General features: G+C 66.9%; 21 protein-coding genes and 1 other RNA gene. 7 read left to right on the forward strand and 15 right to left on the reverse strand.

All coding sequences use genetic code 11. The features are described 5' to 3' along the window. Both P3W85_RS15925 and P3W85_RS15930 read left to right on the forward strand, forming a co-directional pair. Positions 1–362, forward strand: a 362-nt coding sequence (locus P3W85_RS15925) for a YSC84-related protein (RefSeq protein ID WP_276265506.1), incomplete at its 5' end; no start/stop codon positions are given. A gap of 161 nt (positions 363–523) precedes the next feature. Then, positions 524–1249: a queuosine precursor transporter gene (locus P3W85_RS15930; protein WP_276265507.1), complete on the forward strand. Its 726-nt coding sequence runs from the start codon at positions 524–526 to the stop codon at positions 1247–1249. Between the two features lie 25 nt (positions 1250–1274). Here the strand turns inward: P3W85_RS15930 and P3W85_RS15935 are convergent, their stop codons facing one another. From P3W85_RS15935 to tyrS, 4 genes are all read right to left on the reverse strand, one after another. Further along, positions 1275–1949, reverse strand: a complete 675-nt coding sequence (locus P3W85_RS15935) for a histidine phosphatase family protein (protein WP_276265508.1) — start codon at positions 1947–1949, stop codon at positions 1275–1277. 78 nt (positions 1950–2027) lie between these two features. Beyond that, entirely contained in the window at positions 2028–2687 is a 660-nt protein-coding gene (locus tag P3W85_RS15940) for a YbhB/YbcL family Raf kinase inhibitor-like protein (RefSeq protein WP_276265509.1), read from the reverse strand. A 165-nt stretch (positions 2688–2852) separates the two neighbouring features. Next, positions 2853–3341, reverse strand: coding sequence for a D-aminoacyl-tRNA deacylase (dtd, locus tag P3W85_RS15945; protein ID WP_276265510.1), 489 nt, complete (start codon positions 3339–3341; stop codon positions 2853–2855). Positions 3342–3360: 19 nt separating this feature from the next. Further along, complete coding sequence (gene tyrS / locus P3W85_RS15950) at positions 3361–4602, reverse strand: tyrosine--tRNA ligase (protein WP_035805598.1); 1242 nt, start codon at positions 4600–4602, stop codon at positions 3361–3363. A gap of 224 nt (positions 4603–4826) precedes the next feature. Here tyrS and P3W85_RS15955 point away from each other — a divergent pair, with 224 nt between their 5' ends. Both P3W85_RS15955 and P3W85_RS15960 read left to right on the forward strand, forming a co-directional pair. Beyond that, entirely contained in the window at positions 4827–6209 is a 1383-nt protein-coding gene (locus P3W85_RS15955; RefSeq protein WP_017224192.1) for a M23 family metallopeptidase, read from the forward strand. Positions 6210–6235: 26 nt separating this feature from the next. Next, the gene (locus P3W85_RS15960) at positions 6236–7390 is read left to right on the forward strand and encodes an anhydro-N-acetylmuramic acid kinase (RefSeq protein WP_276265511.1); all 1155 of its coding nucleotides are present in this window, start codon (positions 6236–6238) and stop codon (positions 7388–7390) included. A 19-nt stretch (positions 7391–7409) separates the two neighbouring features. Here P3W85_RS15960 and P3W85_RS15965 read toward each other — a convergent pair whose 3' ends face one another. Beyond that, complete coding sequence (locus P3W85_RS15965; RefSeq protein ID WP_035808662.1) at positions 7410–8324, reverse strand: LysR family transcriptional regulator; 915 nt, start codon at positions 8322–8324, stop codon at positions 7410–7412. Positions 8325–8417: 93 nt separating this feature from the next. On the opposite strand from P3W85_RS15965, the gene P3W85_RS15970 reads away from it, so the two are divergent. Beyond that, positions 8418–9254, forward strand: coding sequence for a phytanoyl-CoA dioxygenase family protein (locus P3W85_RS15970; RefSeq protein WP_276265512.1), 837 nt, complete (start codon positions 8418–8420; stop codon positions 9252–9254). 83 nt (positions 9255–9337) lie between these two features. On the opposite strand, the gene erpA is transcribed toward P3W85_RS15970, so the two are convergent. The 5 genes from erpA to rplM form a co-directional block, all read right to left on the reverse strand. Next, positions 9338–9706, reverse strand: coding sequence for an iron-sulfur cluster insertion protein ErpA (gene erpA, locus P3W85_RS15975; RefSeq protein WP_017225530.1), 369 nt, complete (start codon positions 9704–9706; stop codon positions 9338–9340). Positions 9707–9816: 110 nt separating this feature from the next. Further along, positions 9817–10230 carry a bactofilin family protein gene (locus tag P3W85_RS15980; RefSeq protein WP_017225529.1) on the reverse strand — a complete coding sequence of 138 codons (414 nt, stop codon included), beginning with the start codon at positions 10228–10230 and terminating at the stop codon, positions 9817–9819. A 35-nt stretch (positions 10231–10265) separates the two neighbouring features. Further along, positions 10266–11015 (reverse strand): DUF6776 family protein, encoded by a 750-nt coding sequence (locus P3W85_RS15985; RefSeq protein WP_276265513.1) that lies wholly within the window; start codon positions 11013–11015, stop codon positions 10266–10268. Positions 11016–11310: 295 nt separating this feature from the next. After that, positions 11311–11703, reverse strand: coding sequence for a 30S ribosomal protein S9 (rpsI, locus tag P3W85_RS15990; RefSeq protein ID WP_017226024.1), 393 nt, complete (start codon positions 11701–11703; stop codon positions 11311–11313). Between the two features lie 11 nt (positions 11704–11714). Next, positions 11715–12143 carry a 50S ribosomal protein L13 gene (gene rplM / locus P3W85_RS15995; protein ID WP_017226025.1) on the reverse strand — a complete coding sequence of 143 codons (429 nt, stop codon included), beginning with the start codon at positions 12141–12143 and terminating at the stop codon, positions 11715–11717. Positions 12144–12893: 750 nt separating this feature from the next. Between rplM and P3W85_RS16000 the strand changes: the two genes are divergently transcribed. After that, positions 12894–13316, forward strand: a complete 423-nt coding sequence (locus P3W85_RS16000) for an OsmC family protein (RefSeq protein ID WP_035809867.1) — start codon at positions 12894–12896, stop codon at positions 13314–13316. Between the two features lie 81 nt (positions 13317–13397). Here the strand turns inward: P3W85_RS16000 and rnpB are convergent. From rnpB to P3W85_RS16025, 5 genes are all read right to left on the reverse strand, one after another. Beyond that, positions 13398–13739, reverse strand: an RNA gene (gene rnpB / locus P3W85_RS16005) — RNase P RNA component class A. Positions 13740–13797: 58 nt separating this feature from the next. Then, positions 13798–14631, reverse strand: a complete 834-nt coding sequence (locus P3W85_RS16010) for a DUF3025 domain-containing protein (RefSeq protein WP_430869557.1) — start codon at positions 14629–14631, stop codon at positions 13798–13800. Between the two features lie 47 nt (positions 14632–14678). Beyond that, the gene (gene pyrC, locus P3W85_RS16015; RefSeq protein ID WP_276265514.1) at positions 14679–15713 is read right to left on the reverse strand and encodes a dihydroorotase; all 1035 of its coding nucleotides are present in this window, start codon (positions 15711–15713) and stop codon (positions 14679–14681) included. 49 nt (positions 15714–15762) lie between these two features. Continuing rightward, the gene (locus tag P3W85_RS16020) at positions 15763–17097 is read right to left on the reverse strand and encodes a glycerate kinase type-2 family protein (RefSeq protein WP_276265515.1); all 1335 of its coding nucleotides are present in this window, start codon (positions 17095–17097) and stop codon (positions 15763–15765) included. A 2-nt stretch (positions 17098–17099) separates the two neighbouring features. Next, a complete protein-coding gene (locus P3W85_RS16025; protein ID WP_017226742.1) occupies positions 17100–18188 on the reverse strand; it encodes a tartrate dehydrogenase in 1089 nt (362 codons plus the stop codon). A 135-nt stretch (positions 18189–18323) separates the two neighbouring features. On the opposite strand from P3W85_RS16025, the gene P3W85_RS16030 reads away from it, so the two are divergent. Further along, positions 18324–19154 carry a class II glutamine amidotransferase gene (locus P3W85_RS16030; protein WP_017226743.1) on the forward strand — a complete coding sequence of 277 codons (831 nt, stop codon included), beginning with the start codon at positions 18324–18326 and terminating at the stop codon, positions 19152–19154. Positions 19155–19194: the final 40 nt, after the last annotated feature.

A 19194-nucleotide genomic window follows, 5' to 3' on the forward strand; every position in this document is an offset into this window, starting at 1 on the left:
CGCGCGTGCTGTCGGCGGGGCTGGTGGTGGGCGGCGAGTACGGCGAGGGCGCATTGCGCTCCAAGGGCGCCACGGTGGGCTATTACCGCACCACTTCGGCCTCGATCGGCCTGACCGCGGGCGCCCAGTCCAGGTCGGAGATCCTGCTGTTCATGACCCCCGAGGCCTACAGCAGGTTCGCCGACAGCAGCGGCTGGACCGTCGGCGCCGACGCCAGCGTCGCGCTTGCCAAGGTGGGAGTCAATGGCTCGATCGACACCAATACCGTGCAGCAGCCGGTCATCGGCTTCGTGCAGACCAATGCCGGACTGATGTTCGATATTTCGCTGGACGGCGCCAAGATCGGCAAGCTGAACCTGTAGGCGGCGGTTCCCCGCCAGCAAGGCCTGCCGCCGTGGCAGGCGCCAGGCATCCCGGCCAGGCCCCGCAGGGCTTCGCCGGGATGTTTCGTCGGCGGACAGTGTGGCGGGCACGGTAGCTGCGTGGCTGGCATAATCGCCCGAAAACCGCCCCCGGAACCGCAATGACCACCTCAGCCGCCACGCCCGTCCACAGCGGGCGCGTCTATCGTTACTATGATCTCGTGATGGTGGCGTTCGTCACGGTCCTGCTGTGCTCGAACCTGATCGGCGCCGCCAAGGCGGCCCAGGTCACGCTGCCCTGGATTGGTGCGGTCACCTTCGGCGCGGGCGTGCTGTTCTTCCCGATCTCATACATCTTCGGCGACGTGCTGACGGAGGTCTACGGCTACGGGCGCGACCGGCGCGTGGTCTGGGCCGGCTTCGCCGCACTCGGCTTTGCCTCCTTCATGAGCCTGGTGGTGCTGAAGATGCCGGTGGCGCCCTTCATGTCGGACTACCAGAAGAGCCTGGAGGATGTCTTCGGCAACACATGGCGCATCGCGTTCGGCTCGCTGGTCGCGTTCTGCTGCGGCAGCTTCACCAACAGCTACGTACTGGCCAAGATGAAGCTGTGGAGCAACGGCCGCTGGCTTTGGACGCGCACCATCGGCTCCACGCTGGCCGGCGAACTGGTGGATTCCTCGCTGTTCTACGTGATCGCCTTCTACGGCATCTGGCCGCTGGAAAAGGTGATCCAGGTGGCGATTGCCCAGTACATCCTGAAGACCGGCTGGGAAGTGGTGATGACGCCGGTCACCTACAAGGTGGTGAACTTCCTCAAGCGCGCCGAGCGCGAGGACTGGTACGACCGCAATACCAACTTCACGCCGTTCCGCTTGCGCGTCTGAGGCCAGGCCGGCGGGCGGCGGCGCCCTATGGCACGCGGCGATCGACCTCGTCGAGCGTGAGCGCCTCCAGGTGGCCGACATCGGCCCATTGCATCACCGTCAGCCGCACGCTGTCGCAGCGCAGCCGGTTGATGCTGGCATTGAGCAGCTCGTGCCGGCGCGGGGCCTCCAGCGTCATGTCGTTGGCCTCGCGGTAGAGGCAATCCAGCACGCCGCCGTGCGCAACCAGCGCGATGCGCTCGCCGGGATGGCGGCGCGCCAGCGCCAGCGCGGCTTCCACCGCGCGCTCGTGGAACGCCAGCAGGGACTCGCCGCCGTCGGGCGCGTAGTCGGGCACCCGCGCCTGCCAGCGGGCGAAATCCTCGGGCAATTGCTCGGCCACCTCCGCGTAGGTCATCCCCTCGAGCGAGCCGTAGCAGCGCTCGCGCAGGCGCGGCTCCGGCCGCACCGCCATGCCGAGCGCGCCGGCCAGCGGCTCCGCGGTCTGCATTGCGCGCGCCAGGTCGCTGGCGTAGACCGCGTCGATCGGCTCCTCGGCCAGCGCCTGGCCCAACGCCTGCGCCTGCGCCACACCGGTGGCGTTGAGCGGGATATCGAGCTGCCCCTGCAGGCGCCGCTCGCGGTTCCAGGCGGTTTCACCGTGACGGATCAGGATCAGGTGGGTGAAGGCCAGCGAATGCGGCCCGGGCAATTGCGACATGCCGTTTCCTTTACGCGCGACGCTGCGCGGTCGTGGCGGGCCTGGCGGGCAGCGCGGTCCGCGCGGCCTGCCAGGGGCTCACCGTGCCGGGTTGCCGGCGAGTTTCGGATTGAGGGTATAGGTGCCGGTGAGCACGGCCTGTGCCAGCACGTGGCCCTGGATCGCTGCGCGCACCTGCGCGCCCGAGAAGGTGCCGTCCAGCGGGAGGCGATCCAGGTCGAGCGCGTAGATCGTGAATACGTAGTGGTGCAGCAGGGTGTCGTTCCACGGCGGGCAGGGGCCGTCGTAGCCGTAGTAGTCGCCCTTCATGTCCGGGTCGCCGGCGAACCAGCCGGTGTAGTCGTTCACGCCGTGGCGCAGGCCGCCCGCGGCGGCGGTGCCGCCGGTGGCCTCGGGGCCGGGCTTGCCGCGCGCGATCACGCCGTCGCTATGGCTGCCGGCCGCGATCGAACGCAGTCCAGGCGGAATATCCGCCAGCACCCAGTGGAAAAAGTCCACGCGCGGCAGCGTGGCGGGGACCTCCCGGCCTTCCTGGTTGACGTCGTCGCCACGGCTGGGCACGTCCGGATCGTGGCAGATCAGCACGAAGGAACGGGTCTCGGCAGGCGCCTCGTCCCAATGCAGGTCGGGATTGCGGTTGCTCGACAGCGCCACGTGGGTAGCGGGATCGATCGCGCCGAAGGCGAACTCGACGGGAATCGGCCCATTGTCGCTGAATGCCTTGCTCCAGAGTTTCATGTTGCTCTCCTTGCTGGTTTGCGCCGCGCGCTGCGCGGCATGCGGGGTCAGGCCATGGCCGGCCCCGGCGGTGAGATGCGCCGTCCCGGGTCCGGCAAGCCGCCGGGGCTGGTGGCGATAGGAAGCGGGACGGTCGGGGTCATGTCCGGTCGGGGCGGTGCCGCATCAGCGCGCGGCCTGGGCAGGCTGGGCGTTGGCTGGCGGCACGCGCAGCCAGAATGTCACCGGCCCGTCGTTGACCAGGCTGACCTGCATGGCGGCGCCGAACTCGCCGGTCTGCACGTCGCCGTGCTCGGCGCGCGCGCGGGCCACGAAATGCCTGTACAAACGCTCGCCGTCGGCCGGTGCCGCAGCCGGCGTGAAACTCGGCCGCGTACCGCTGTTGGTGTCGGCGGCCAGGGTGAACTGCGACACCACCAGCAGGCCGCCGCGCAGGCCGCTGCCATCGATATTCCGGACCGGCAGGTTCATCCTGCCGTCGGCGTCGGAGAACACGCGGTAGGCCAGCAGCTTGGCCAGCAGGCGCTCGGCCTGCGCCTCGGTGTCGCCGCGCTCGGCGCATACCAGGGCGAGCAGCCCGGGGCCGATCTCGCCGGTGGTGCGGCCGTCGACGGTGACGCGGGCCTGTGCGACCCGCTGGATCAGCGCGATCATCGGCAGTTCCTGCCCGGCCTCAAGCCAGCGTCACGCGCGCAAAACGGCGCTTGCCGACCTGCACGACGTAGCTGCCGGCCGCTACCTTCAAAGCCTTGTCGCTCACCGTGGCGCCGTCGATCTTGACGCCGCCCTGCTCGATATTGCGGTTGGCCTCGGAGGTGGACGGCACCAGGTTGGCCTGCTTGAGCAACTGGGCAATACCGAGCGGCGCGCCGGACAGGCTGACCGCGGGGATGTCGTCGGGCACGCCGCCGCGTGCGCGGTGGTTGAAGTCCTCGAGCGCGCGCTCGGCATCGGCGGCGCTATGGAAGCGGGTGACGATCTCCTGCCCGAGCAGCACCTTGCAGTCGCGCGGGTTGCGGCCCAGCGCGATCTCCTGCTTCATCAGGTCGATCTCGCTCATGGGCCGGAACGACAGCAGCTCGAAGTACTTCCACATCAGGTCGTCCGAGATGCTCATCAGCTTGCCGAACATGTCGCTCGGGGCTTCGGTCACGCCGATGTAGTTGCCCTTGGACTTGGACATCTTCTCCACGCCGTCCAGGCCCACCAGCAGCGGCATGGTCAGGATGCACTGCTGCTCCTGGCCGTATTCCTTCTGCAGTTCGCGGCCCACCAGCAGGTTGAACTTCTGGTCGGTGCCGCCCAGCTCCAGGTCGGACTTGAGCGCGACCGAATCGTAGCCCTGCATCAGCGGGTAAAGGAACTCATGCACCGAAATGGGAATCCCAGTGCGGAAGCGTTTGGTGAAGTCGTCGCGCTCCATCATCCGCGCCACGGTGTACTTGGCCGCCAGCTGGATCATGCCGCGCGCACCGAGCGGGTCGCTCCACTCGCTGTTGTAGCGGATCTCGGTCCTGGACGGATCCAGCACCAGGCTGGCCTGGCGGTAGTAGGTCTGGGCGTTGGCCTCGATCTGCTCGCGGGTCAGCGGCGGGCGGGTTGCGTTGCGCCCGGAAGGATCGCCGATGGTGGAGGTGAAATCGCCGATCAGGAAGATCACCTGGTGGCCCAGGTCCTGCAGCTGCCGCAGCTTGTTCAGCACCACGGTGTGGCCGATATGGATGTCGGGCGCGGTCGGGTCCAGGCCCAGCTTGATGCGCAACGGCACGCCGGTGGCCTCGCTGCGCGCGAGCTTGGCCAGCCATTCGGATTCGACCAGCAGTTCGTCGCAACCGCGCTTGGACACCTCCAGGGCGTGCATCACGGAGGGCGTGAGGGGGTAGGAGGTGGCAGCGCCGGAGGAAACTTCAGTCATGACGTAAGTCTTTGAAAAACATGAGAATTCAGACGCGGGCACAAGCGGCACCCGGCCAGCTTTGGTATAATCCGCGCTTCTTGTGCCGGCGGGAACAATCCCGTGGGCCAACCGCCATTCTAGGCGGCAAACCAATATGGCACGCGCCGCACCTCGGGGGAGGAAGGCAGACGAAGCACATCGTCGCGGCAGCGCAGCCCGAACCAAAGAGTGAATTTTACGTGATGTGGTCCAGACTCCGCGAAGTTTTCGCGCGTGAGCTGGTGGTTCTAGTCGATCCGACCAACGCCCTGCACGCCCGCCGGCGCAAGCAGTTGACGGCAGCGGTTGGCACGGTGTTCACGCTGGGCATGGCCGCCGCCATGGGCGTGGCCCCCCGTACCGCCTACGACGACCCCCAGGCTCCGCGCGTCAGGGAGGCCATCCGCCTGCCCGATTTGCGCACCCAGCTCGAACAGCTTACCGACACCGACGCCACCTTCGTGCGCGAAGAGCGCATGCAGCGTGGCGACACCATCGCCAGCCTGCTCAAGCGGCTCGGCGTGGACGACCCCGATGCGCAGGCGTTCATCCGCCGCAACGCCACCGCGCGCGGCCTGTTCGACCTCAACCCGGGCCAGACGGTCCAGGCCGAGGTCGACGAGAACAACCTGCTGGTGTCGCTGCAGGCCAACCTCGGCGGCGACGCCAATGCATCGCGCGAACTGGTGATCGAACGCGTCGACGACCTCGCCGACCCGGTCTACAAGGCCCGCGTCGAATCGGTCAAGAACGAGCTGCACTACGAGATGCTGTCCGGCGCCATCGAGGCAGGCGGCTTCTTCAAGGCCATGGACGCGGCCAACGTGCCTGACGAGATCGTCCAGCAGATGCTGTCGATCTTCTCCGGCGTGATCGACTTCCACCACGATATCGCCAGCGGCGACCGTTTCCGCATCGTCTACGAGGCCGGGTTCCGCGATGGCGCCTTCGTGCGCAACGGCCGCGTGGTTGCGGTCGAACTGATCAACCGCAACCAGCTTCATCAGGCGCTCTGGTATGCCCCCGAAGGCAGCAAGCAAGGCGGCGCCTACTACACATTCGACGGGCGCAGCATGAAGCGGCCCTTCCTGCGCTCGCCGGTGGAGTTCTCGCGCGTGTCGTCCGGCTTCGGCGGGCGCGACCATCCGCTGCATCACCACTGGGCCCAGCACAAAGGCGTCGATTTCGCTGCGCCCACCGGCACCAAGGTGTTCGCGACGGGCGACGGCGAGGTGGATTTCGTTGGCCAGCAGAACGGCTACGGCAACATCGTCATCCTCAAGCACCATAGCGGCTATTCGACCTATTACGCGCACCTGTCCGGCTTTGCCGGCGTGCAGCGCGGCCAGACCGTGGCACAGGGCCAGGTGATCGGCTACGTGGGCCAGACCGGCTGGGCCACGGGCCCGCACCTGCACTACGAGTTCCGCGTCAACGACGTGCCGCAGAACCCGCTGGCCATCGCCGCGCTCGACGCGCCGGCGCTGTCGGGTCCGGCACGCCAGCAGTTCCTGAGCTATACCAGCGACATGCTCAGCCGTATCAACGCGCTGCGCACCTACAACGTGGCTTCCGCCACCAACTGAGCCAGCAAGCCAACCACCGAGCCAGCATGCAGACCGCGCCCACCGAACGCTTTATCGGCATCATGTCCGGCACCAGCATGGATGGCGCGGACGGTGTGCTGGTCGATTTCTCCGGACCGCGCCCGGCCGTGCTGGCGGCGGCCCACCAGCCGTTTCCGCCCGAGTTGCGGCAAGCCTTCGCGGCGCTGCAACAGCCAGGCGAGGACGAGATCCACCGCGAGGCGCTGGCGGCCAATGGCCTGGCGCGTGTCTACGCCGCCTGCGTGGCAGCGCTGCTGCGGGATGCCGGCCAGGCACCGGCGGACATCGCCGCGATCGGCGCGCACGGCCAGACCGTGCGCCACCGTCCCGCGTTGTATGACGGCATCGGCTACACCCGCCAGAGCCAGCAGCCGGCGTTGCTGGCGGAACTCAGCGGCATCGATGTCGTGGCCGATTTCCGCAGCCGCGACGTGGCCGCCGGCGGCCAGGGCGCGCCCCTGGTTCCGGCGCTGCACCAGGCCCTGTTCGGCGACGCCGCCGAAACGCGGGTGGCATGCAATATCGGCGGCATCTCCAATATCAGCGTGCTGCCCGCCGCCGGCGCGAACCGGGGCGAAGGCGGCGCGGCACGTCCCGTCACCGGCTTCGACTGCGGCCCGGGCAACGTGCTGCTCGACTACTGGATCGATCGTCACCGCGGCCTGGCCTACGACGCCGATGGCGCCTGGGGCGCCAGCGGCGCCATCGACCAGGCCCTGCTGGCGTGCCTGCTCGCCGAGCCGTACTTCAGCGCGGCCCCGCCCAAGAGCACGGGCCGCGACCTCTTCCATCCCGCCTGGCTCGAAAACCATCTCGCCCACTCTGGCGCATCCCTGAAGCCCGTGGACGTGCAAGCCACCCTGGCCGCGCTGACGGCCGAGGCCATTGCCCGCGATATCCGCGCGTACGCGCCCGACGCGGCGCGGCTGATCGTCTGCGGCGGCGGCGCCCGCAACGGCTTCGTGATGGCAAGGCTGGCGCAAGCGCTGCCCGGCGTGACGGTGCAAAGCTCGGACGACCTGGGCGTGCCGGTCTCGCAGGTGGAGGGCATCGCCTTTGCCTGGCTGGCGCGCCAGATGCTGCGGCGGGCGCCCGGCAACGTCCCCACCGTCACCGGCGCGGTCGGCCCGCGCGTGCTGGGCGCGCTCTACCCGCGATAGACGCCCTCCCCGCCTGCGCTCACGCCGGCTCGGCGTGCCCTGCCTCGCAAGCCCACTGGATAAACGCCTCGGCGACCGGCGACGGCCGCATCGCAGGAGACCGCGCCAGCACCACGCGCTGGGGGGCCACGGTTTCGCGCAGCGGCAGGCAGGCGATGGGCTGGCCGTCGTAGCTGTGGTCGCCCGCCGGGCGCGTGCACGATAGCGCCACGCCATAGCCATGCGCCACCAGGCCCCGCTGCATCTCGAAAGTCTGCGTGTACTGGTGCAGCTGGGGGCGCAGGCCGTGGGCCCAGAACAGCGACAGGAAATACTCCCGTGTCTGCGCGATGTCCTCCAGGATCAGCCGTTCGCCGGCCAGTTCCGCCAGGCTTACGCTTTGCTGCCGGGCCAGGGCATGGCCTGCGGGCAGCAGCGCGTAAGGCTCCAGCCTGGCCAGTATCCAGCGCGGGATGCGCTGGTCGAAACCAAGATCGTAGGTCAGCGCCAGTTCCGCCTTGCCGGCGGTCAGCGTGCGATGCACCGTGGCCAGGTCGGCCTCGAACAAGGTCACGGCGACGTGGGGATGCAAACGGCGGAAGCCGGCCAGCATCCGCGGCGCGTAGTAGGCGCCGAGATCCTGGAAACAGCTCAGCGACAGCTGCCCGCTCAAGCCCCGCGGGCCTGCCGGCTCGGCCCCGTGCGCAGTCAAACCCGCCGCCAGCGCCAGGATATCGCGTGCGCGCCCAAGCAGGCGCTGGCCTGCCGGCGTCAGCTCCAGCCCCCTGCTGACCTGGCGGCGGAACAAGGTCTCGCCCAGCGTCTGCTCCAGCTGCGCCACCGCCAGGGATACCGAAGGCTGGGACACATGCCGCGCGCGGGCAGCGGCGCTGATGCTGCCGTGCTCGGCGGCGGCGACGAAATACTCGAGCTGGCGGAAGGAGAAAGCAATCATGTTTTCCAATACTACAGCATAGGAAATATATACTTTTCCTATCTCCGCCTCGCCACGATACTCGTCCCACGCCAGCCATCCCAGGGGATCTTCGTGAATCCGCACCCGCACCTATCGCACCGATCGCACCGATCGCACCTATGCGCCACCGACATCGAAACCTACCAGCGCGACGGCGCCCTGGTGCTGCGCGGCGCCTTCACGGACTGGGTGGCGTCCCTGCGCGAAGGGTTCGAGCAGAATCTCGCCGCGCCCGGCCCCTTCGCCATCGAGAACGTGGGCACCGGCGAGCGCGGCCGCTTCTTCGAGGACTACTGCAACTGGGAACGCATCGCGCCCTTCGCGGATTTCATCCGGCATTCCCCGGCTGCCGCCATTGCCGGGCAGATCATGCGGGCCGATGCGGTCCAGATCTTCCATGAGCACATCCTGGTCAAGGAGCCCGGTACCGCCAAGCCCACGCCCTGGCACCAGGACCTGCCCTACTACTGCGTGGACGGCCTGCAGACCGCCAGCTACTGGATCCCCCTGGACCCCGTCACCACAGCCAACACCTTGCGCGTGGTGCTGGGCTCCCACCGCTGGCCCAGGCTGGTGCGGCCCAAGCGCTGGGCCAGCAATGAAAACTTCTACGCGGGCAGCGATCTGTTCATGGAAATGCCGGACGTGGAAGACGGCAGCCATGCCATCCTGGTGCCGGAGCTGGAACCCGGCGACGCCGTGGTATTCGACTTCCGCACGGTGCACGGCGCGGCGGGCAATACCGGCACGGGACGGCGACGCGCCTTCTCGGCGCGCTTCCTGGGCGATGACGTACGCTACCTGGAGCGGCCGGGGCGCACCTCGCCACCCTTCCCGGGGATCGGGCTGAGCAGCGGCGATCGGATGCGCGAGGATTGGTTTCCTGTCGTATGGCGCCGGGACCCATAAGCCGGCCAGAGCATCGGGCAATAAAAAAGCGCACCGAAGTGCGCTTTTTATTGCCTGCGGAATCCGCGGCGCTCTGGCGAGCCTTACACCGAGAACGAAGATCCGCAACCGCAAGTGGTGCTGGCGTTCGGGTTCTTGATCACGAACTGCGCGCCGTTGATGTCTTCCTTGTAATCGATCTCGGCGCCCACCAGGTACTGGTAGCTCATCGAGTCGATCAGCAGCGTGACGCCGTTCTTGTCCAGGGTGGTGTCATCCTCGTTCACCTCTTCGTCGAAGGTGAAGCCATACTGGAAGCCGGAACAACCGCCGCCCTGCACGAACACGCGCAGTTTCAGATCGGCATTGCCCTCTTCCTCGATCAACTGCTTGACCTTGTCGGCAGCGCTGTCAGTAAAGACGAACGGGGCCGGCATGTCCTCGGTAACGGGTGCCTCTGCGACTGCGTTCATGGGGTTCTCCTATTTAGGTACGCCTGTATTTTAAGCGCTCTGGGAAGATCGTGCCGAAACCCCGCGAATTCAAGGGCTTCTGCTCGTATGGCCAGGCTGCGGGTGCGGTATCAGGCAGATTCCTGCGTACCCGAAGCCAGAGTCAGGTTGGGCAGCGCCCTGGGTTCGGCGCCGGCCAGGGGAACCAGGCGGCCCTCCACCAGCGCGCCCTGGTGCATTTCCAGGGCAGCGTAGTGTACTTCGCCGTGCACGCGCGCGCGCGGCTGCAGTTCCAGCAACTCGCTGGCGTGTACCGGCCCGGTGACGGTGCCGTTGAGGATCAGGTGTCCGACACGGACCTCCCCCTCGACCACGCCCTTCTCGCTGATCACCAGCATGCTGGTCTGGTCGGCCGCTGCCGTGACGTTGCCGCGCACCCGTCCGTCCAGACGGAGGCCGCCCGAGAACGTCAGGTCACCCTCGATAACGCTGTGCTGGCCGATCAGGGTATCGATCGCCAGACCTTTTTTCTTGGAAAACAACATAGGTCCCTTATTCCGTTGCTGGCCCAGCGCAACCCTCACGGCATCGCCGTCTGGGTCGCGCGCAACTGACCGTTTTGCAAAATTCGTACCGTTACTGCCCGCACAGTGGCTCCCGCCGGCAGCGCGAAGGCGCCCTCTATTCGTTGGTAATGCGTCAGACGCACGCCTGGCAGGGGGTTGGTGGCCGCCTCGGGCACGGTCAAGGCAACCGGCTTGCCGCCCTGCATCAGCGAAACCACCAACTGTACCTCACCGCGAAATTCCGCTAACGACGAAAAAGCCTTGGATCCACCCTGCATTATCAGCAAACGATAGTGCATCTTCAGTGCATCGGTTTCATCGAGACTGACGCGAAAACTCCGCACGTGGATGCCGGAGGTATTGCCGCCAGCCGGCAGCAGGCTCTCGAAGAACGCCAGGTCCTCCTTGAGCTGGGCGACCTCGGCTTCCGCCGACTTCAATTGCTGGGCCAGCCCCTCCTGTGCGCCACGCGCCATCTGCAGCTGCGCCTCGGCCGTATTGGCCACGGCCTGCAGGCGGTCGCGCTGCGCCGCCATCGCCACCGCCTGCTCGCGCAGCGTCGCGTTCTCGGCCTTGGTGGCCGCCATGTCGGGCACCGCGCCGCTCAGGCGCCGGCCGGCATCGTAGGCCCACCCGGCAGCGCCCGCCACCAGCACCAGCACCAGTACGGCGCCCAGCACGCGCAGCGGCCAAGGCAGATGCGTGCGTACCGCCAGGCGCTGCGACAGCAGTCCGCGGCGGGGACGCAGCAAACGGTACTTCATGCGCCGCCGGCGCGCCGCCCAGTCAGGCAGGCGAGATGCGGTTTGGCTGGCCATTGCATCATGGTCGGGTTCTCCGGACGGCAGGAGCGGGGATTGTATCCGGCAAGAGGCAAAGGATTTGTAAAACCTGTGTTAAAGCGCCTGCTGCCCCATCGCCCAAGTACCTTGCCATCGCCTGCCCCGCCCGCTTCCGCGCATTCCAGCCTGCCTGCCATGGCAAAAAAAACCGCACGGAGAACCGTGCGGTTTTTTTCTGGCGCGGCCAGACCCGGAGACCGGATCCGCCGAACACACATCAACGCTTCGAGAATTGCTTCCGACGACGCGCCTTGTGGAAACCAACCTTCTTACGTTCCACTTCACGCGCATCGCGCGTGACGAAACCGGCCTTGGACAGCGTCGGCTTCAGGGTGGCATCGTAGTCGATCAGTGCACGGGTGATGCCGTGGCGCACTGCGCCGGCCTGACCCGTTTCGCCGCCGCCAGTCACGTTGACCTTGATGTCGAAGGTCTGTGCGTTGGCAGTCAGTTCGAGCGGCTGGCGCACGATCATCAGCGAGGTTTCGCGAGCGAAATACTCATTGATGGGCTTGCCATTGACGATGATGTCGCCCTTGCCCGACTTGATGAAGACCCGTGCCACTGCGCTCTTGCGGCGGCCAGTACCGTAATTCCAATTTCCGATCATGGATGGCCCCCTTAGATTTCCAGCGCCTTAGGCTGCTGTGCTTCATGCGGATGATCGGCTTCGGCGTAAACCTTCAGCTTCTTGATCATTGCATAGCCCAGCGGGCCCTTCGGCAACATGCCCTTCACAGCTTTTTCCAGGGCGCGGCCCGGGAAACGCTGCTGCATCTTGCCAAACGTCGTTTCGTAAATGCCGCCCGGGTAGCCCGAGTGACGATAATACTTCTTGTCGGTTTCTTTGGTACCCGTGACACGCAGCTTGGCTGCGTTGACGATGATGATGTAATCACCCGTGTCGACGTGCGGAGTAAATTCCGGCTTGTGCTTGCCGCGCAGTCGGCGTGCCACTTCGCTGGCAACACGGCCGAGGACTTTGTCCGTCGCGTCAATCACGTACCAGTCGCGCTTAACCTCTGCAGGCTTTGCGGAAAAGGTCTTCATGATTTTTCCTGAGACTTGTAGAACCTGCCCGAAACATGACTTGCGTCGTCGGTCGACCCTTAGGATCTGACCTTCCTGCTTGTGTGTGCAGGCTCTCCCTGAATTTCTTTCCCGCGGGCATGACGGAAAAGCCGACGAGTATACTGCGGATTCCAGCCGAAGTACAAGCAATGTTGGGCGTGAACGTCAAGATGTCGCCATGTGGCGGTCCGCCTTCCCGCCCCGGCACATCGGCGGCGGCGCCAGAAAAGGCACCATGGAACACTTCACGGGACGGCCCGGCGGACGCAGAATAAAAAAAACCCAAGCTATTGAGCTTGGGTTTGAATCCACCAAAGGAGGAGGGTGGAGGAGACACCTGGAGATCGACAGGGCTGGTTGGCGGTGCGGCCGGCGGATCCACCGGGGATTCGCTTTCGCACTCTGGCTCACCGTGTGCGCCGTCGTTCAATGATTCAAATTATACATACGCACGGGCCAGGCGCAAGGAAAATTTGCAGTGCGAAATGGCATTTCGTATTGTAAAAAATTGTGAAGGCGTAAGAATACGGCTATTTATTCAACAAAATCAACAACTTGGACGCAATAAAGACTGTCACTACATTGTCATTTTAGAGGAAAGCCTCAGTTTTGGCGGAAAATTGCCGAGGTACGGCATCTTCTGCTTCGTGGCATATACTCAAAAAGCAAGTATCGAAATCGCGTGTTCATGATCGGATACGCACACATCAACACCCAGGATCGAACAAAATGGAATGCAAAGTGACTTGGATGGGCACCGATGGCATGAGCTTCGTCGCCCAGACCGGTAGCGGCCACATCGTTGCCATGGACGGCGCGCCCGAGGGCGGCGGCCACAACCTGGCGCCGCGCCCGATGGAGATGGTGTTGCTGGGCACTGGCGGCTGCACCGCCTACGATGTGGTGCTGATCCTGAAGAAGAGCCGGCAGGACGTGCGCGGCTGCAGCGTCAAGCTGGAAGCGGAGCGCGCCAGCGAGGACCCGAAGGTGTTCACCCGCATCAATTTCCACTTCACGGTAAGCGGCCGCAACCTGAACCCGGGCGCGGTCGAGCGCGCCATCCACCTGTCGCACGACAAGTACTGCTCGGCCTCGATCATGCTGGCCAAGACGGCGGAAATCACGCACACCGTGGAAATCGTCGAGGTATAAGCGCCCGGTGCCTGGCAAGGCAGCAGGCCTGGCCGCCACGCACCCATGCGCAATGGGCGGGCGGCCACGCGAAAGAATCAGAAGCAAAGCAGGCCGATAAGCCGGATTCTGTGCGCGCCGGCTTCCTTGCGGCCGCCTGCGCGTGACAATCATTCCTCTAGGCCGACCGTTACCGGCCGGCTCCAGCTCCCTACCCGCAGGCTCAGCGAGCAGCCTCAATGCCTGCCTATTTGGGATTGCTCCAGGTGGAGGTTACCGCGTTTCACCCTTCCCGCCGGGCGAACCCGATGGCAAGACTCGTCTCTGTGGCCCTATTCCGCACGTTGCCGTGGATGGCTGTTAGCCAACACCTTGCTCTGTGGAGTCCGGACTTTCCTCCCCTCGCCCCTTGACGGTGCGAGCAGCGATTGCCTGGCCTGCTTTGCGGCCCGCAGTCTAACACCGTTTTGACATAAACCGGCCATCCGCGTCCACCCTCGCCCTATGCATCGCCGGCGGCCGGGGCGCGGCGCCCTTGGCGGAATACGCTGGTATCGGCGTAGTAGGCAGGATCGCGATTGGCTTCGCACCAGCCGGGAATGCCCATCACGGGTAGCGGCGCAAAGCGGCGGCTGTGCAGTTCGGCGGCCTCGAGCGAGGCGCACACGGCATCGTCGAGCGGGCCGGGCAGCGCCACGCCGGCGACCGGCGGGACGGCCAGCGGCCAGGCGTGCGCGGTCAGGGCCTTGTAGGGCCGCGCCAGTTTTTCCAGCAAGGCGTGGCCGAACGGCACCACGCCGCACCGGGTGGCGCCCTTCCCGCTCCCATCCCACGCAGCCCGCCGCGCCACGAACAATGGCTCCCAGGCAAAACCCCGCAGCAAGGACTCCAGCCCGGTATCGGCACTCAGGAAGAGGATGGCGTTTTCGTCGAACAGGGTGGCGGCGTCGCGCAGGCTGCCGCGGCGGGCCTGTACGCCCGTGGCGGCGATCGCCTGCGCCTGCAGGCGATTCAAGACGCGCTTGGAACGGGGAAAATGCAGCCACACCAGCGCATTGAAGACATCGTGCAGGTTGTCGCGCGTCGGCACGGCACCGGTGGCAAAGATATGTGCCTCATAAGCCGCGCCGACAGGCAACTCAGCCTGGGGCACGAAACGCAGCGGCAGGCCTCCCGCATTGCGCAGTCCGCGCTGCGCGGCCATCTCGCAGAGCACGGCGCGCAAGTCGGCGCCACCTTGCAGTGCCGCCGCCAGCGCCATGCCAGGCCCGGCGAACGGCCGGAACCAGGGCTGCGACCAGTCGATCCCTGCCACCGCCGCGGCCAGCGGCGCCACGGCCGGGTCCCGGACGTGTATCTCCGATGCCACTGCGCCAGCGCGGCCTAGCGGGCCTTCCAGCGCAGCGTCTCGCCGCCGCGCAGCGGTACCAGCGTGGTATCGCCATAGGGCAGTTCGGCCGGCAACTCCCAGTCTTCGCGCGCCAGGGTCAGCGTGCCGCCGTTGCGCGGCAGGCCGTAGAAGGCCGGGCCGTTGAAGCTGGCAAAGGCTTCCAGCTTGTCGAGCGCGCCGGCCGCCTCGAAGGCCTCGGCGTACAGCTCCATGGCATGCAGCCCGGTGTAGCAGCCGGCACAGCCGCAAGCATGTTCCTTCAGGCCGCGCGCGTGCGGAGCGCTGTCGGTGCCGAGGAAGAAGCGCGGGCTGCCCGATACGGCGGCAGCCACCAGGGCTTCGCGGTGGGTTTCGCGCTTGAGCACCGGCAGGCAGTAGTAGTGCGGGCGAATGCCGCCGGTGAAGATGGCATTGCGGTTGTACAGCAGGTGATGCGCGGTGATGGTGGCGCCGACCGGGCCTTCGGCATCGCGCACGTATTCGGCGGCATCCTTGGTGGTGATGTGCTCGAACACCACCTTGAGCGCCGGGAAGTCGCGGCGCAGCGGCGTCATCACGCGGTCGATGAAGACGGCTTCGCGGTCGAAGATGTCGATCGCCGGATCGGTCACCTCGCCATGCACCAGCAGCGGCAGGCCCACGCGCTCCATCGCTGCCAGCGCGCCCGCGCAGTGGCGCAGGTCGGTCACGCCGGCATCGCTGTTGGTGGTGGCGCCGGCGGGATACAGCTTGACGCCGTGCACGAAGCCGCTGGCCTTGGCCGCGACGATCTCCTCGGCGCTGGTCTTGTCGGTCAGGTACAGCGTCATCAGCGGCTCGAACGCCAGGCCAGCCGGCAGCGCCGCCAGGATGCGGTCGCGGTAGGCCGCGGCCTGCGCCACCGTGGTCACGGGCGGCTTCAGGTTGGGCATGATGATGGCACGCGCAAACTGGCGGGCGGTGTCGGGCAGGACGGCGGCCAGCGCAATGCCGTCGCGCAGGTGCAGGTGCCAGTCGTCCGGGCGGGTGATGGTGAGGTTCTGGGTCATGGCTTTCGGGAGCGCCGGCCGGCAGTCGCAGGCTGGCGCTGATCAGGGATTACAGAATCAGGATGGCGCGGTAGTCATTCACATTGGTGCGCGTGGGACCGGTCACCACGAGATCGCCCGCGGCATCGAAGAAGCCCCAGGCATCGTGCGCGTCCAGCCGGGCTCGCGCCGGTGCGCCCGCGGCCTGCGCGCGCGCCAGCGTGGACGGGTCCAGCAAGGCGCCGGCATTATCCTCGGAGCCGTCGATGCCGTCGGTGTCCGCCGCGATGGCGTACACATTATCGGCGCCATCCAGCTCCAGCGCGAGCGACAGCAGGAACTCCGAGCAGCGCCCGCCGCGAGGCTTTCCGGCCGCCCCGCCACCGCCCTGCGGCAGCGTGACGGTACATTCACCCCCGGAAATCAGCGCCACCGGGACCGCGAAGGGCGCATTGTACGCGCGTATCTCGCGCACCAGCGCGGCATAGACCCGCGCCACTTCCTGCGCCTCGCCGGTCACCGTATCGCCCAGCACCACCGGCTGGATGCCGCGTGCGCGGAAGTGATCCGCAGCCGCCACCAGGCTGCCGTGGGCCGTTGCAATGACGAGGTTCCGCACCCGCGCGAACAGCGGGTCCCCGGGCTTCGGCGTTTCCGCCACCTCGCCGCGCGCGCCGCGCTCGAGGTAGCCCCTGACCACAGGTGGCACGGTAGCGCCATAGCGGCGCAGGATGTCCAGCGCATCGGCGTAGGTGCTCGGGTCCGGCACGGTCGGGCCCGAGGCGATCGCGCTGGGATCGTCGCCGGCCACGTCCGAGACGATCAGCGTGGTCACCGGCGCGCGGCAGGCCTGGGCCAGGCGCCCACCCTGGATGCGCGACAGGTGCTTGCGCACGATGTTCATCTCGGTGATGGGGGCGCCGCAGCGCAGCAGTTCCTGCGTGGTGGCCTTGAGGTCAGCCATGGCGATGCCTTCGGCCGGCAGCGACAGCAGGCTGGAGCCCCCGCCCGACACCAGCACGATCAGACTGTCCTCGGGACCCAGCTCGCTCACGCGCGCCAGGATCTCGGCGGCGGCGCGCTCGCCGGCTTCGTCGGGCACCGGATGGCCGGCCTCGATCACGCGGACATGTCCGGTCGGCAGGCCGTGGGCATAGCGCGTGACCACCAGCCCCTCGATCGCATGGGTGCGGTCGAGCGCGGCATAGGCCTGTTCCACGGCCAGCGCCATCGAGGCCGCAGCCTTGCCGGCACCGACCACCAGCGTGCGGCCACCCGGCTGGGGCGGCGGCAGGTGCTCCGCCACGATGCGCAGGGGATCGGCCGCCGCCACGGCGGCGTGGAAGGAGTCGAGCAGCAAGGCGCGCGCATCGGCCGCGCCGGCCGGCAGGGATGGGGCGGCCATGTTCACAGCGCCTCCGCAATGGCCTGGCCGAGATCCGCCGTGCCTGCCTTGCCGCCGATATCGCGGGTCAGCGGCGCATGCGCCGGACCGGCCGCCAGCACCTGTTCGATGGCGCCGAGCACGGCCGCGCCGGCTTCCGGCTGGCCCAGATGCTCCAGCATCATGGCGCCGCACCAGATCTGGCCGATCGGGTTGGCCACGCCGCGCCCGGCGATATCCGGCGCGGAGCCGTGCACCGGCTCGAACAGGCTGGGGAAGGTGCGGTCCGGATTGATATTGCCCGAGGGCGCGATGCCGATGGTGCCGGTGCAGGCCGGGCCCAGGTCGGACAGGATGTCGCCGAACAGGTTGCTGGCGACCACCACGTCGAACCAGTCGGGATGCTGGACGAAGTGCGCAGTCAGAATGTCGATGTGGTACTTGTCGACCTTCACGCCCGGGTAGTTCGCGGCCATGGCCTCCACCCGCTCGTCCCAGTAGGGCATGGTGATGGAGATGCCATTGGACTTGGTGGCCGAGGTCAGATGCTGCGCCGGGCGCTTTTGCGCCAGCTCGAAGGCGAACTTGAGGATGCGGTCCACGCCGGTGCGCGTCATCACCGTCTCCTGGATCACCACTTCCCGGTCGGTGCCGGGGAACATGCGCCCGCCGATGCTGGAGTACTCGCCCTCGGTGTTCTCGCGCACCACGTAGAAATCGATGTCGCCGGGCTTGCGCGCATTGCCGTCGCGGTCCACCAGCGGGCTGCGGATGCCGGGCATCAGCCGCACCGGGCGCAGGTTGACGTACTGGTCGAAAGAGCGCCGGAATTGCAGCAGCGAACCCCACAGCGAGACGTGATCGGGCACGGCGTCCGGCCAGCCCACCGCGCCAAAGTAGATGGCATCGTACTTGACCAGGGTGTCGAACCAGTCGTCCGGCAGCATCTTGCCGTGCCGGGCGTAGTAGTCGCAGCTGGAGAAGTCGAAATGGTCGAACTGCATGCCGATGCCGAACCGGCGCGCGGCGGCGTCCATCACGCGCAGGCCCTCGGGCATCACTTCAGTGCCGATGCCATCGCCGGGGATGACTGCGATCTTGTATTTGCTCATGTCTCGGAAGCCCGCTGGATCTAGGTATTGAATTCGGGGGGGAAAACGCGATGCGCTTGGCAGATAACCCGGGGAGGCCGGATAATGGGACATTCTATTGCAATCCGGCAGCCCGCTGCCGGTCCGGTGCCCGCCATGTGCCAGCTGCTCGGCATGAACTGCGCCACGCCGACCGACGTGACGTTCTCCTTTACCGGCTTCGCCGCCCGCGGCGGCGTCACGGACCACCACGCCGACGGCTTCGGCGTGGCATTCTTCGAAGACAAGGCCTGCCGCCTGTTCATCGACAACCAGTCCGCCGGCACCTCGCCGGTGGCGGACCTGATCAAACGCTACCCGATCAAGTCCAAGAACGTCATCTCGCATATCCGCAAGGCAACGCAAGGCACCGTGCTGCTGGAGAACTGCCACCCCTTCATGCGCGAGCTGTGGGGCCGGCACTGGATCTTCGCCCACAACGGCGACCTGAAGAATTTCTCGCCCTTCCTGTCCGGGGTCTACCAGCCGGTCGGCGACACCGATAGCGAACTCGCCTTCTGCACCCTGATGCAGGGACTGCGCAAGCGCTTCCCCGGCTCGCAGCCGCCGCTCAACGAGTTGTGCCACGCGCTGGCCGACATCACGCGCGAGATCACGCTGCACGGCGTCTTCAACTACCTGCTGTCGAACGGGCAGGCGCTGTTCGCGCACTGCTCCACGCGCCTGTACTACATCGTGCGCCAGTGGCCGTTCTCCACCGCCCACCTGATCGACGCCGACCTGTCGATCGACTTCGCCCAGGTCACCACGCCCGACGACCGGGTGGCGGTGATCGCCACGGCGCCGCTGACCGACAACGAGACCTGGACCGCCTTCGAGCCCGGCGAACTGATGATGTTCGAGGATGGCCGCGCGGTCATGACGCTGACCGTGCCGATCCCGCCGGAAGTCCAGGCCAAGAACGCCGCCAACAGCGCCTGCACCTGAGCCATCTCCCGGATGGCCCTGGCACGCGGCTGCCGGCGCG

The organism is Cupriavidus basilensis, from assembly GCF_029335485.1.
In the GTDB taxonomy this organism is placed as follows: domain Bacteria; phylum Pseudomonadota; class Gammaproteobacteria; order Burkholderiales; family Burkholderiaceae; genus Cupriavidus; species Cupriavidus basilensis_E.

Excerpts from the sequence above, each read along its gene's own strand:
- P3W85_RS15930 (WP_276265507.1), top strand. The coding sequence starts at position 524 with ATGACCACCTCAGCCGCCACGCCCGTCCACAGCGGGCGCGTCTATCGT.
- P3W85_RS15935 (WP_276265508.1), bottom strand. The coding sequence starts at position 1,949 with ATGTCGCAATTGCCCGGGCCGCATTCGCTGGCCTTCACCCACCTGATC.
- P3W85_RS15940 (WP_276265509.1), bottom strand. The coding sequence starts at position 2,687 with ATGAAACTCTGGAGCAAGGCATTCAGCGACAATGGGCCGATTCCCGTC.
- dtd (WP_276265510.1), bottom strand. The coding sequence starts at position 3,341 with ATGATCGCGCTGATCCAGCGGGTCGCACAGGCCCGCGTCACCGTCGAC.
- tyrS (WP_035805598.1), bottom strand. The coding sequence starts at position 4,602 with ATGACTGAAGTTTCCTCCGGCGCTGCCACCTCCTACCCCCTCACGCCC.
- P3W85_RS15955 (WP_017224192.1), top strand. The coding sequence starts at position 4,827 with ATGTGGTCCAGACTCCGCGAAGTTTTCGCGCGTGAGCTGGTGGTTCTA.
- P3W85_RS15960 (WP_276265511.1), top strand. The coding sequence starts at position 6,236 with ATGCAGACCGCGCCCACCGAACGCTTTATCGGCATCATGTCCGGCACC.
- P3W85_RS15965 (WP_035808662.1), bottom strand. The coding sequence starts at position 8,324 with ATGATTGCTTTCTCCTTCCGCCAGCTCGAGTATTTCGTCGCCGCCGCC.
- erpA (WP_017225530.1), bottom strand. The coding sequence starts at position 9,706 with ATGAACGCAGTCGCAGAGGCACCCGTTACCGAGGACATGCCGGCCCCG.
- P3W85_RS15980 (WP_017225529.1), bottom strand. The coding sequence starts at position 10,230 with ATGTTGTTTTCCAAGAAAAAAGGTCTGGCGATCGATACCCTGATCGGC.
- P3W85_RS15985 (WP_276265513.1), bottom strand. The coding sequence starts at position 11,015 with ATGAAGTACCGTTTGCTGCGTCCCCGCCGCGGACTGCTGTCGCAGCGC.
- rpsI (WP_017226024.1), bottom strand. The coding sequence starts at position 11,703 with ATGATCGGAAATTGGAATTACGGTACTGGCCGCCGCAAGAGCGCAGTG.
- rplM (WP_017226025.1), bottom strand. The coding sequence starts at position 12,143 with ATGAAGACCTTTTCCGCAAAGCCTGCAGAGGTTAAGCGCGACTGGTAC.
- P3W85_RS16000 (WP_035809867.1), top strand. The coding sequence starts at position 12,894 with ATGGAATGCAAAGTGACTTGGATGGGCACCGATGGCATGAGCTTCGTC.
- pyrC (WP_276265514.1), bottom strand. The coding sequence starts at position 15,713 with ATGACCCAGAACCTCACCATCACCCGCCCGGACGACTGGCACCTGCAC.
- P3W85_RS16020 (WP_276265515.1), bottom strand. The coding sequence starts at position 17,097 with ATGGCCGCCCCATCCCTGCCGGCCGGCGCGGCCGATGCGCGCGCCTTG.
- P3W85_RS16025 (WP_017226742.1), bottom strand. The coding sequence starts at position 18,188 with ATGAGCAAATACAAGATCGCAGTCATCCCCGGCGATGGCATCGGCACT.
- P3W85_RS16030 (WP_017226743.1), top strand. The coding sequence starts at position 18,324 with ATGTGCCAGCTGCTCGGCATGAACTGCGCCACGCCGACCGACGTGACG.